Annotated in this window: 9 protein-coding genes; 6 read left to right on the plus strand and 3 right to left on the minus strand. The window is 33.6% G+C overall.

Annotated elements, in window-relative coordinates:
- Positions 1 to 33: 33 nt before the first annotated feature.
- Complete coding sequence (locus NLG42_RS14390; protein WP_257681383.1) at positions 34 to 1521, plus strand: MauE/DoxX family redox-associated membrane protein; 1488 nt, start codon at positions 34 to 36, stop codon at positions 1519 to 1521.
- A 91-nt stretch (positions 1522 to 1612) separates the two neighbouring features.
- Positions 1613 to 1879 (plus strand): DUF6520 family protein, encoded by a 267-nt coding sequence (locus tag NLG42_RS14395; RefSeq protein ID WP_257681384.1) that lies wholly within the window; start codon positions 1613 to 1615, stop codon positions 1877 to 1879.
- A 57-nt stretch (positions 1880 to 1936) separates the two neighbouring features.
- Here NLG42_RS14395 and NLG42_RS14400 read toward each other — a convergent pair whose 3' ends face one another.
- The 3 genes from NLG42_RS14400 to NLG42_RS14410 all read right to left on the minus strand — a co-directional run bounded on the left by NLG42_RS14400 (position 1937) and on the right by NLG42_RS14410 (position 9014).
- A complete protein-coding gene (locus NLG42_RS14400; RefSeq protein WP_257681385.1) occupies positions 1937 to 4276 on the minus strand; it encodes an alpha/beta hydrolase family protein in 2340 nt (779 codons plus the stop codon).
- Between the two features lie 289 nt (positions 4277 to 4565).
- The gene (locus NLG42_RS14405) at positions 4566 to 5960 is read right to left on the minus strand and encodes a RagB/SusD family nutrient uptake outer membrane protein (protein WP_257681386.1); all 1395 of its coding nucleotides are present in this window, start codon (positions 5958 to 5960) and stop codon (positions 4566 to 4568) included.
- An 18-nt stretch (positions 5961 to 5978) separates the two neighbouring features.
- Positions 5979 to 9014, minus strand: coding sequence for a SusC/RagA family TonB-linked outer membrane protein (locus NLG42_RS14410; RefSeq protein WP_257681387.1), 3036 nt, complete (start codon positions 9012 to 9014; stop codon positions 5979 to 5981).
- Between the two features lie 612 nt (positions 9015 to 9626).
- Between NLG42_RS14410 and NLG42_RS14415 the strand changes: the two genes are divergently transcribed.
- The 4 genes from NLG42_RS14415 (at position 9627) to NLG42_RS14430 (ending at position 13904) form a co-directional block, all read left to right on the plus strand.
- Complete coding sequence (locus NLG42_RS14415) at positions 9627 to 9911, plus strand: hypothetical protein (RefSeq protein ID WP_257681388.1); 285 nt, start codon at positions 9627 to 9629, stop codon at positions 9909 to 9911.
- Positions 9912 to 10205: 294 nt separating this feature from the next.
- Positions 10206 to 11384, plus strand: a complete 1179-nt coding sequence (locus NLG42_RS14420; RefSeq protein WP_257681389.1) for an ATP-binding protein — start codon at positions 10206 to 10208, stop codon at positions 11382 to 11384.
- Between the two features lie 209 nt (positions 11385 to 11593).
- Entirely contained in the window at positions 11594 to 13615 is a 2022-nt protein-coding gene (locus tag NLG42_RS14425) for a PHP domain-containing protein (RefSeq protein WP_257681390.1), read from the plus strand.
- The gene (locus tag NLG42_RS14430) at positions 13596 to 13904 is read left to right on the plus strand and encodes a hypothetical protein (protein ID WP_257681391.1); all 309 of its coding nucleotides are present in this window, start codon (positions 13596 to 13598) and stop codon (positions 13902 to 13904) included. Before NLG42_RS14425 ends, NLG42_RS14430 begins: the two co-directional genes overlap by 20 nt.
- Positions 13905 to 13951: the final 47 nt, after the last annotated feature.

Consider the following 13951-nt stretch of genomic DNA (forward strand, 5'->3'; position numbering starts at 1 on the left):
AATTTTACATTGTTGAATTCAAAAGGACTAGTTATGAAACTTAATATTAATACGGGATTTAAAAAATATACTATAGAAGTTATCTGTATCCTTTATATACTTCTTTTTGTATATGCGGCTGTTAGCAAGCTGTTGGATTTTGAGAATTTTCAGGTTCAGCTCGGGCAGTCACCTTTAATAAGTTCATTTGCAGCTTATCTGGCATTTCTTGTGCCTGTGGCAGAAATAGTTATAGCTGTACTTTTAGCAGTGCCTAAATTCAGAAAAGTAGGTTTATATGCGGGGTTCGGACTAATGGTTATATTCTCAATTTATATTTATTTAATCTTAAATTACAGTTCCTATATCCCTTGTTCCTGTGGAGGAATTTTGGAAAAAATGAACTGGGACCAGCATTTTTATTTCAATATTTTTTTCTCCGTTCTTGCCTTCATTGCTTTAAATTGTTTGGAAACAGATGCATTACGTTTCTATAAAAGAATTACAGTTTCTATTGTTTCTTGTATTATTCTAATGGTTGGACTTTATATAAGATCAGATCAATTAGCACATAAACAGAATAATTTTACCCGAATATTTCCACCATTTCCTGCTACGCGTGAAGCGGCTCAAAATCTAAAAGCTAATACTTATTATTTTGCAGGTCAGAACGGAGATAAAGTATATCTAGGAAACCCTACGGCGCCTGCAGTTATAACTGAAGTTCGTACAGATTTTGGTGAAATGCGGACTTATCATTTTCAAATTACAGATACTCTTTTTAGATTTCTGAACATAAAGCTAAAAGTGATACCTCCTTATTTTTTTGTATATGATGGTAAAGTTCCGTGCATTTTTAGAGGAAGACTCAACAAGTTAAAAGCTGAATTGCAGACAGCAAGGATACCCGGATTTACAAAAGCTTCCGTTATAGATTCTACCACATTTATAATTCGGAATCTGAACAATAAAAGGGAAAATTTACTTTCGCTATTGGATATATCGAGTTCTAAGTTACAGCCTTCATATGAACTCCTCCAAAAGCAGTCTGATGGTCTCTTTGATACAGATGGTATTTTGCAGTACAGTAAAGAGACAGAGAAATTTGTATATCTATATTATTATAGAAACGAATATATAGTGACTGATGACAAACTTAAACTATTGCACAGAGGTAACACAATTGACACCACTAGTAAAGCTTCACTGAAAATTGAATATATAAAATCTAAAAACCAACGTACATTCTCAAACCCTCCATTATTGGTCAACCGCCTTAGCACGCTTCATCGTAATTTACTATTTGTCAATTCTATGCTGCCAGGGCGATTTGAGGGAAAAAAAATGTGGCAAAATGCCAATGTAATTGATGTTTATGATGTACTCAATAAATCTTATTTAATGAGTTTTTATATCTACAAGGTGGATGGAGAAAAAATAGATGATATGATAGCCACAGATTCACATATCTATATTATTACGGGAAGTAGAATGGTTTCATACAAGTTCAGTGATCCGCTTAAAAATAAAATCAAATTTTAAAATGTTATATGTCGGGCCGGCAACAGGGGTGAGATCGAAAACCTGTAGAATAGAGTAGATCAATTTTATTTCATATTAAATTTTAGAAATTATGAAAGTTTTATCAATTAAATTAATTCTGCCAGTGGCTGCTTTTGTACTGGCTTCTGCGGGAGCAGTGAGCACCAGCAACTCAGTGAGTGCTATCAAGACTACAGATGTTCAGGGATGGAAAAGAATCGCACCTTCTAACTGTGAGCCTGTACGTGAGTGTAATAATATAAGCGAAGCTTTTTGTGTTGATGCATCCAATAATCAAATGTATGGAAAACCAACACCTGCTTCCGATTGTACTGAATTGCTTACGCATCAGCCTTAATATCATCGATTAAGGCTGAGAATCAAGCAGACAATAATTTGTTATTGTCTGCTTTTTTTATTGTAAACCTTTTTTAATCCAATCTGTTGGAGGCTCGTTTTTTAAATAAAAAGCCAGCCAATCATTAAGACGATTATATAAATCAATCTGGCTTTTTTTAAGCATTAAAGAGTGTGATTCTGTTGGATACATAAGTAAAATGCCTTTTTTCTCCAATCTTCTTAACGCGAGATATAATGCAACACTTTGATCAGGATTTACCTGTCTGTCTTCAGCTCCAGACCAAATTAACATTGGAGTATTTATACTTTCCACATAAGTTGATGGAGAATTTCGTTCATAATTTTCTCTTCCTTCAAATAAGGAAGTACCCATTCTCCACTGCTGTGATTCAAATCTCCATAATTCAGGTTTTCCTGCACTTTCACTTATTGATAAATACATCCTTTCCAAATCAAAAATTGACACTCCTGAAATAGCTGTCTTAAAGAGATTAGTTTGAGTAACTATAAAATTAGTCTCATAACCACCGAAGGATTGTCCCATCAATGCTATCCTTTCTTTATCTATTATTCCTGACTCTATTACTTTTTTAGTCGCAGCCAGTACACAATCGACAGCGGAGAAACCAGTGTCACCGATTTTATATTTAATGTCAGGCATTAAAACAAAATAGCCTGCTGCTGTGAGGGACGAGAGATTAAATCCTGTCAAATTATATCGGGAAGGATTGGTATAATATAGATTCCTATAGCTGAGTTCTTCATATACGAATACAAGCATTGGATATTTACTTGTAGCGTCATAATTAAAAGGATAATACAAAGTTCCATTCAACTCCTCATTTGCTGAATTTTTGTACTTTATGAATTCCTGTCTGCCCCAATTATAATTAAAATGATGCATATTACTTTGGAAGACCAGTTTTTTTTCCTGTGTGTTAGGGTTTAGATAAACGAGACTAGGAGGAGAGTCATAGGACTGAGTTATGTATATAAATTTATCAGTATTAATGGATTTTGATATTTTGGAATGTAAAGATTTACCATAGCTAATCTCTTTGAGATCTCCTCTGGGAGAAAGTAGAAAAAAACCAGTTTGATTTTCACCTGTAGCGGATAGTGTAATTGGTTTGTCTAAGTCTACTTCCTGGCCAATATTCCCTGAATTAGGAAAAAAAACTTTCTTGTCATCAGGTACTGTTTTGAATTTTATTTTTTTTTCGCTACCTCTGGTTATTTTTGAAGTTTTTTTTCCGTCTATAGAAGCTTTCCAAATATCAAAACGGTCATACAGCAGTATATATTTATCATCTGAGCTCCAGCCACCTATGCCATATGATTTTTTTTCCTGAGCATATTCTATGTTTTCAAAATTTCTGCTGTCTGTATTGGCAAGTTTTATTTTAACTTTTGTCTTAAAATCATAGACCCACCATTCATTATTTCTTAAGTAAGCAATGTATGTGCCTTTGGGCGACATACTGGTGTTGTGCAGGCCCATTAGATGATCTTCGAGAAGCAGATGCTGACTACCTTTTCGAAGATCTGTAACATAGTAGTCTACTTTTCGATTTTCACCGTATTGTGGTTTGCCTTTGTTAAAGCCAAAGACCAAGGCAAAATCTTTTGAACTGTTCAGGGTACAGTAAGGTCTGTCCTTGTCTGTTATTTTTAGAAATCTTGCGTTTTGAGGCTGCCATGAAACTGTAATAAGCGTATTGTCTAATTCTCCTGAATGCACTTTTTCTGAATAGACAACTGCATCATTCGTGTTCCAAATTTGGACCGGATCGAGAATTTCAGATTTTAGCGTTTTAGAAATATTGAATATCAAACGGCTGTCGTCTGGGGAGATGGTTAAAGTATTAGGTATTGCGCTTACCTGAAATCCCTCAGGGAAGTCCTCTGTACTCTGAGGCATAAATTCGGAAAGTTTATTATGCTTAACCAAATAATGAAATAACTTGTTTTGGTTTTGTTTACTGTTTTGAGCCAAAAATGCAAATGAGCCGCTGCTTTCGCTCCACGTTAAATTGGAATAAATTCCCTGTCTTCCTTCCAAAATTTTAAATTTTGAAATCACTGCGCCAAGTTTAATTAACAAAATACTTTTAATCTCTTGGTTATCAATAAAACCAACCAAAGCATTCCCAAAATTATTCATTTTGTATTCCTTAACCCCTACAATCATCTCTAGAATTTTGCCTTCAAAATTTCTTACCGACAACAAGTTTTCCTTTTTGTTTTGTTCTAATGTTATTAGATATCGATTATCTGCTGAGACAGAATATTTCTGGATACTATCTAGTTTTATAAGTGTTCCTTTTTCTAAATCAAGTAAGTGCAGTGATCTTGCTTTATCTAAAAAAATGAAAAGCTTTTCATTAATAAACATACCTTCATTTGCATTAGGGAATTGAAAGCTGATTTTATTTTCGACGCTTTTCACGAAAAGTGTGTCTGGGAAGTCGTCATACTTCATGCAGTAAGAAGCCCAATTTCCTTTTTTTGAAAGTGATTGATTCATCAAAGTGCCCCACTTACTGTAATCAGAAACTGTTATATTCTTTTTTAATTTTACCTGACCGCTTAAGGTATAAGCGAATAGTAATAAAATAAGATTTAAAACTCTAAAGTTGTAAATGCAGCAAAAAATCTTTTTTGTATTGAAAAATAGACTCATTTTAATATCCGGGATTTTGAGGAGTTAAAAATGGATTTGAGTTCATTTCGGACAAGGGAAGTGGCCAAAGTGAATCTGTTGTGTTCCATCCGGTTTTTGTACCCAAAACATTCTCTAACTGATTCCATCTTTTTAGGTCAAAAAAACGATGCCCGAATTCGCTGAATAATTCAACTCTTCTTTCATGTTCTATAGCTTTCAGTATATCATTATGAGAAACTGCCGTAGTTCCTGATAATCCGGCACGATTGCGGATTACATTTAAATCTTCAACTGCGCCGTTTAGCTCTCCTTGCATGGCTCTGGCTTCAGCCCGGATCAAGTATTGTTCTTCAAGTCTCAGTACTACAGAATTTTCCTGAGTGACAGCAGTATTGTTGTTTTGTTTGTATTTAAAAGGATGGTACCATTTGTTGGTTCCATTTGTAACGGTTTTTATCCATGAAGTTTTTCTTAAATCATTTGTTTCAAACTGAGTAATTAAACTTTCAGTAAGCGAAACCCTGGAAGGCGGACCCGCCTGAAAAATAAAGGTAGCACCTTGATAGGTATTGGCACCATTTGGACCGGCTGATAACTGCCATATTGTGGCCGGGCTGTCTTTTAAAAATACAGTATTGAGATTAGGACCAATACTATACAACGATTTTTCATTTAAAACAGCCGACGCCATTGTTTGAGCTTCCTCGTAATTATTGTTATACAAATAAACTCTTGCCAGTACTGACTGAACTGCTGAACGATTTGGACGGATTCTGTCCGATTGGATGTATGCTTTTCCAAGTAAACTCGCAGCATCTTTCAAGTCGTTAATTACTTTTTGATTTACTTCGGTGCTGTTTATTCTCACTGCATTTTTATTTTTATTATAGTCTGTTGTAGTAATGTAAGGCACATCACCATATAGATTAACAAGATGGAAGTGCAGAAAGCCGCGGAGAAATAAAGCTTCTCCCTTTAATTGTTTTTTTACATCTTGTGATAGTGCAGTTGAATTTTCAACTCCTTCTATTACTGCATTTACTGCATATATCTGGCTGTATGTCCTGTTCCATATATTTGAAATGTATGTCATTGATGGGGATAATGTATTGGAATAAAAAGGTGCTGTTGTATAAATTCCATCTTCAAATGAAATGAGCTCGTCTGCATAAGTTCCCAAAAGACAGGAAAGGCCATTAATTTTTCCAGTAATTAAACCCTGTTCTCGCATCTGCGCATAAATATCAGTCATAGCAGCGTTTGCCGTAGCAGCATCCCTATAGACGGACTCAGTGATCAATTGTGAATTAGGCTGTTCTATTTCGACAAAATTGTCACAACTATAACTAATGGTTAATAATCCACAGATTATTAACTTTATATAGTAAACTTTCTTAAAAAAATATTTTTTCATAAGTAACTGCTTTTGATATTAAAATGTAAACTGCATTCCAAGAGAATAAATCCGCAGAGGCGGTAATGTACCCCCTAGTGTAAATTCAGGATCTGCTCCTTTATAAGAAGTTATTGTAAAAAGATTTTGTGCCTGAAATGATAGACGGCAGCCCATATTAGGTGTTAACTCTTTAGGGAAATTGTAAGATAGCGAGACATTTTTAAGCCTTATAAATGATGCATCACTTACAGCCCCCGTACTTAAACTGAAGAATTCACTACGCTGTGAGGCTAATTGATTTGTGTTTGTTGCATATCTCTGATAGGGCGCTATATCCCCGGGCTGACTCCAGCTGTCAACGTATTCAGTTGGTTTATTGGCGAAATGTCCTGCCGAGCGCTGGGTATTAGCAAAATTAAAGTTCTCTTGTTTCACAAATTGAAAAAGAAAGTCCAGCTGCAGTCCTTTAAAGGTGAGCTGATTGTTCAATCCTCCGTAAAATTCAGGATTGAAATCTCTAACTGTTTCGCGATCATATTCATAGGAAATGATTCCATCACCGTTTACATCTTCAAATTGATAAAGACCTGTTTGGGGATCAACGGATTTGAAGTTAAATAATTTTCGAATTGTAGTTGGCTGGCCCACTACAAATTGACTTCTATAACTTGAGTTTTCTAAACCGGGAAATGACAGAAGTTTATTACCTGCTTTAGTTATATTGAAGTCAGTCGTCCATGTGAAATTTTTGGTCTTAAAGGGATTTATACGTAAGGTTATTTCGAGTCCGTAATTTTCCACTTCTGCATTAAGGTTCTGCTGAATTGAGGCAAATCCGGTAGTTCCGGGAAGAGGTAAGCCAACCAGTTGGTTAGAAGACCGGTTTTTATAGTAAGAGGTTGTTAGAAAAATTCTGTCGCGTAGAAAACCCAGTTCCAAGGAACCTTCCCACTTCTTATTTGTTTCCCAGCTAAAATCAGGGTTGTATAAACGGGCAGGAAGCAGGCCAATGACGCCCCCGTAATTTAAGTTGGAACTTGCGTAGGTATCTAGAAATTGATAGTCTCCAATCTGGTCACTTCCAGTTGTTCCATAACTTGTGCGCAATTTTCCAAAACTTAAAAAATTAACTTTATCTTTTACAAATGATTCATTTGAGAATATCCATGCAAGCCCTGCTGCTCCAAAAGTTGAAAACTGTTTACCAGGACCAAATCGGCTTGAACCGTCCCTTCTGGCAGTCAGATTAATTATATATTTGCTGTCATAGGTGTAGTTTAAACGCCCAAAAAAGGCTTGATATTTATAGATGATTTCATCGTTATTCAGAATAACGGTCTGAGATGCTGATGAACTGTTATAAAGCAGACTGTTGTTTGAAAATCCGCTGGAGAGAAATGCTAATTTCTCGCTTTTTTGATTTTGATATGTTGCACCTGCAAGAATGTCTAATGAAGAGTGTCCAAAAGTTTTATTCCAGTTTAGCTGCGGTTCAACAATCCATGAGTTTCTGTTAAACTGATTTTGATAAATTGATGATTGCTGACTGGTAAGATTAAATGAGGGATTATACATTGTGGAAGGAAGTGAGCGACTGTCAATATTCTTTAAGTCTGTAAATCCAAAATTGGACTTAATTAACAGGTTGTCAATTATTTTATAAGAAATAACAGAATTCGCGATCAAATCCGTTGTGTTTGCTAAACTTTTGCTTTCTAGATTTGCTAGGGGATTCTCCCAAGTATTGTTTTCCCAGTTCAAGTTTCCATATTGGTCGTATAAATTTGGAGCGTTCGGTGCAAGCTGACGTGATAAGGTTACAAAATCTATCCACGGAAGATCATTGTCTTGTACCATATAACTTGCTGAAAAATTAAAAATGAAGCGATTGTCTACTGACTTATGATTAAAACTAAATCGGCCGCCGCCTTTTTTATATAAAAAATCGCCGGGATAAACACTGCTTTCGGTTCTGTAATTCCCGCTAAAGAGGTATCGTGATTGTTCAGTACCACCGCTTGCAGTGGCTTGGATGAAAAATGTTTCAGCCGTCCCGCCAATAAGCTCTTTTTGCCAATCGGTGTAACGGTTCTGATACCATGTTCCGTTCACATCATAGGCATTAGCAGGGTATGTTGTAATTCCGTCATTAGCAAATGCTTCCCTGCGCATATTAAGATATTGGTCAGTGTTCATCATTTTCATCATTTTTGTTACTTTACCAAATGAATGGTTAGTGTCAATGTTGAAAGTGGTTTTTCCTGTTTTTCCTTTTTTTGTGGTTATCAAAACTACTCCGTTCGCACCTCTTGAACCGTAGATTGCAGTTGCATCAGCATCTTTAAGCACCTCAATGCTCTCAATATCATTTGGGTTAATGCTGGCTAAAGGATTTCCGTCACCGGGAATTGAAGTAGAAGTCTGTCGGTCGCTGATAGGATCACTGGAGTAGGGAACGCCATCGATGAGGTAAAATGGTGAATTTGCACCGGTTCTAAGACTATTAAGTCCCCGGATATTAATTTGAAAACCGCCGCCTGCAATACCGCTTTCCTGAACTACATTTACACCGGCCATTCGGCCCTGCATAGTACCTACAACATTCGTTATAGGCTGTGTTGCTATATCTTTGGATGTAATTCTGGAGATACTTCCTGTTCGTTCTTTGTCTTTTACATAGTAATAGCCTGCGTTTACACGTACTTCCTGTAGTGTTGTGGTGTCTTCAAAAAGTATAATTTTTACAACTGAACGCCCTTGAATAGGAACAAGTGCAGTTTTAAATCCTATAAAAGACACGACCAGTGTGTCATAGGGAGAGCAGGAGAGTGAGAACTGACCGCTGTAATCGGAAATTACTGCATTGTTTTTTTTGTTTTTAATAGAAATGGTTACGCCAGGTAAGGGATTAGTACCGTCGTTGACAGTGCCTTGAAGCTTATGTTGTTGTGGAGATAATTTGCCTTGCCGAGAGTGACTTTTGGCAGACAGTGGCGAAAAAGACATAAGAAAACCTAGAAAAATTAGGCAATAGATATCTGTTCCACCCTTGGAAAATGAAAAATTATTCATAATTTCGGGATTGGTTAGTTAAATATGATTTGATTAGCTACGGTCCTCTACGTCAGTTAGTCGCTACAGTAGAGGGCCATTTTTTATATTATAGAAAGAATATTAAACCTTCAATTTATATACTAGTTAATTTATTTCATTGGCATTTAAGTTTAAAAGTTTACTGATTGAGAAGCCACACTGCTTCTCCATATTGCAGCTAGGTTTGGGCAGTGTGTTTCTCAACTAACTAATTCCACATTTGTTGATGATTACGAAACTTAAAAAAAGATTGGCGTTTGCTAAGAATGGGAGCGGAATAGTGCCTGACGTATGGTCAAAAAAAAGGCATGGAACTCAGCATAAACGTTTCAGAGGTACTGGTATACCCTACACACGAATAAGTGAGCCCACGCCAATGACGTGAGCATCGTACTTATCTTCTCGTGTGTTAAAAATTACCAGTTTTCTGAAACGAGATTCTAAGCGAATGCTTCAAATATTTTATATGAAGAATCGCAAAATTACACTTTTGATTGTAATCTTCTGACAAAGATAATTATTTTATTTATATTACCGAATTCGGTAACGTTATTTTTTCAAGTTTTATTCAAATTGCAGTAAAAGATCGCAATGAAGAACGAAAATAAAACAAAAGAAATTAAAGAACTGATTGCACAGAAAGTAAAGTCATTAAAGGGTGATATAGCATATACTAAAATCGCATCTAAATGTGAAATTCACAGTGGAAAGATTAGTAATATAGCTAATAATCGAATTGATTGCCAACTTTCAAGTTTGATTGAACTTGCCAAAGGACTTAGAATTCATCCCAGTGAACTATTTAATATTGATTTTGATTTCGATAAATATTACAAAGAGTTAGATTCTACAAATAATTCAGAAAAAAAGAAATAAAAAAAGATGCCAGTGGCATCTTTTTTTATTTGATTGAAATTACAAAAACACGTATTTATACGGGGTTTATTTACTTATTAAAAAGCTAATTTGTCATCTCTAAGGATATTTATGGAAAACCGTAATGAAAGTATAAGAGGTTCAGTAAGTTTGGTATTAAAAGATTAAAAATGGCATAAAGCCAACTGAAAATATGCGGTAATTAGACATTCTATTGCAAGAATAAACGAGTTGTGCTATTTTCGAGCTACACAGACCTAAAAGAAAATGCTTTTAATAAATAAAAATCTGAATATGAACTTATTAGAATTTGAGAATAGAGTTAATTTAATAATATCAGATATAAAAGATAATGGTATTTATCCGAAGGAAAACAATATTATTGATTATAAACTTAAGTTAAATATAACGTCATCAAAAACTCCTGTTGAAAATTTTTTGATGAATTTTGCGAAAGATATACTTTCTTTTTCCAATGCAGATGGCGGAATAATTCTGATTGGAATAAATGAAACTACAAGTGGAGTTTATAATGATACTGGACTTGATATACCAAATATAAATTTATTGACAAACATTGATTTAAGTGAAGTTACTCAACAATTTGTTAAAATTACGAATGTTGGTGTTTCATTGGACTTACAAATGTTTCAACTTGTATCAAGAAAATTTTATTATTTAATAATTGAAAAAAGTAATAACATATTAGTGCCAAAAGATAATTATCCCGATTACAAAATTTTAAATGGTGCAATTTACTATCGTGGCGCAAGTAAAAATGAGCACGCTAATCAATCAACTGCAAGCTTCAATAGATTTCTGCAGATGAAAGCAGGTGAAAAAAGTAAAGAATTTATGGAAATCTGGTCAAAACTACTTCCTGAAATGGTGGATATAAATCCTAGAGAAGTTTTAATTTTGAATCCAATGCAGAATAAAGTTTACGGATTTAACAGTAAAGACAATGTATTATCTGGAAGCGATATCGAAATTGATAAAACTAATAACGGAGTTTTTAATATTATTTTAAATGCAATAACTGCTGGAGAAGTTGGAAAGATAACAACAAATGAAGGAAAACCATTGTATAAAATAGTTGGTGAATTTCAAGATAACAGAGACCATATAATTTTAAGCAATTTGGTTAAAGCTGTTCAACAAAAAGCGAATTATAAAATAACAACAGCACAAATAAAAATCTTAATTTGCTACTTAAAATGGGCAACTATTGCAGAATTTAAAGTAGATAATCCCGATGAAAAAACTATAAATCCTGATTGTAAACAATTAATTTGGATTGAAACAATTGATAGTTTATCTAAAAAATCCAAAGTTTATTTTTCATCTGAATCAATTTTAGAGTTAGTCAAAGTAATTAACAATCAAGAAAAACACCAAGAAATATTTAATAAAATATTAGCAGAAAAAGACAGTAGCAAAAAGCAAAAACAAGAAAATTTGAAGATTGCCTAGATAAATAAAAGCACAGAAAAGCTACAACAGATTTGGGCAATTGACTTAATAAGAAGTTGTTTTTTTGGACAATTGCCTTTGCCTATCATCGATCGCTTTGAGCGCTTTTTCGCTATAAATCGGTAGTAAATCAGAATAATGGGCTTATTTAAATCCCAAAGATACTCTAATGTCAGAAGGTTGGCGGTAATTATATCAATATTTGAACTATGAAGAAAATTGACTTGCATATTCATACAGTAGCGACAGTAAGCGATAAACCATTTGACTTTGATCTTGCAAAGTTGAAAGAGTATTCTCAAAAATTAGAAATTGACGCAATTGCGATAACAAATCATAATGTCTTTGATTTCAAACAGTATAATGAAATTGTCAAAGAACTTGGTATAACAGTTTTTCCAGGAATTGAGATTGATTTAGAGAGAGGTCATTTACTGTTAATTGCTGATAACAAAGATTTATCTGAAATTAATGATTTTGCAAAGAAATGTGATCGTATAACTGCATTAATTAAAACTAAGGACGATTCAATAACTCTCGATCAATTTAATGAAATTTTTACCTCTCTGGATAAATACTTGCTCATTCCTCATTATCAAAAAGGTCCAATTGTAAGGCCTGAAATTATTACGCAAATAAAAACTCTTATTAGCGCCGGAGAAGTATCAAGTTATAAAAAATTTAGAAGTTGTATTAAAGACCGTGAAAGTTTAGTTCCAGTCATTTTCAGTGATTCTAGATATTTTTCTAGTCTAGCTAATTTTTCAACACAACAAACGTATGTCGACCTGGAAGAAATAACTTTAACCGGAATCAAGTCGTGTTTAACTGATAAACAAAAAGTTTTCTTAACAAAAGAAGAAGGAAATGACTTTTTCCAAGCGACTGACGATGGATTATTGTTGTCAACTGGGCTAAATGTTATTCTAGGAGAACGTTCGACGGGCAAGACTGTAACACTTGAGAAAATATACAACAATCATGAAAATGTAAAATTTATTGAACAGTTTTCACTATTGCAGAATGACGAACAAAAATTTGAAGAATTGCTTTCGCGACGACATAGTACTTTATCGGAAGAATTTCTAACTGAATTTAAATTTGTTGTAGATTCAGTTAAGAATATTGATGAAAAACAAAATGAAATTGATGTTGAAAAATATTTAAGCTCACTTTTAAAATTTGCCTCGGATAATGAAAAAGCAGATGCGTATTCGAACACTAAATTGTTTAGCGAAAACTTATTTTCTAAAAAGGACTTAGTTGGATTAAAGAATTTAATTTCATCAGCGAAGGCTCTAAAAGATAACATAGAATACAAACAAATAATAAATAAGCATGTAAGCGAAAAATTATTAGAGTCGTTAGAAATAGATTTAATGAAAGAATATCTAAAGAACGAAGAACAAAATTTAAAAAAAGATTGGGTCAATAATCTTATTTCGAAAATCAAGGATGAATTACGTTTTAGAACTTCATCTATTGTACCAGAAGAAGTGGATTTTTACAGAGTATTAACTGAAAAAGAAAAAGTAAAAAAATTCAATAGAATTGTAAACTCTCTCAAAGAAGAAAAAGAAATTGATAGAAAAGAAATTAGAGGATTTAAAATTGTTGCTTCTGCTAAAAGGTTTTCAAGTGCTACCCATCTAAAAAAAGTTTGCAAACGACAGATTTCTTTAATCGGAGCTTTTTCAAATTATGATTCGCCATTTAAATATTTGAAAGAATTACAAAGTCTGGACATTGAGGAAACTGAGCTATATAAATTTTTTGTTGATATTGAATACAAAACATTAAATAAATTAGGGTTTGCCGTTTCTGGTGGTGAAAGATCAGAGTTTAATTTACTGCATGAAATTAATGACGCATTAAAATATGAAATGTTATTAATTGATGAACCAGAATCATCGTTCGATAACATTTTTCTAAAAAATGAAGTTAATGCCTTACTTAGAGATATTTCAAAATCTATTCCTGTAATTATTGTTACACATAATAGTACAGTTGGAGCATCAATCAAACCAAATTACGTAGCTTGTACTAAACGAGAAATTGTAGATGGCGAAATTGTGTATAAAACTTTTTCAGGGCATCCATCAGACAAAAGTTTAAAATCTGTAAAAGGAGAATCGTTAGACAATTTTGAAATAATGTTGAATTGCCTTGAAGCAGGTGATGATGAATATAATAAACGTAGAACCGAAGCATATGAAATACTTAAAAATTGAAAATAACAAGGGTTATTTCCTTAAGCAAGAAAAAGATCAAGCTGATCAATGGATTGAAATAGATAAAATCTCTAAAGATGATTTGATACATATGCTTGAATTCTCTATCTCAAATGATTTTGAAATGGATGTTTATTTAGAAGAGAACATTGGACATAAAGCTCATCAGATAGTTTACAAAAGTATTTTTGAGAAATTTACAGAATTGATTGGCAATAAAAATTCTTTTACTGATGAATGTGATGCACAGTTCAGAAGCGCAATCGAAAAATATGAGTTATTGGAATAAGATAACTACGACCAACAGAAGATCAAGTTCTTTATTTTCAAGATTAG

This window comes from Flavobacterium plurextorum, assembly GCF_024638035.1.
GTDB lineage: Bacteria > Bacteroidota > Bacteroidia > Flavobacteriales > Flavobacteriaceae > Flavobacterium > Flavobacterium plurextorum.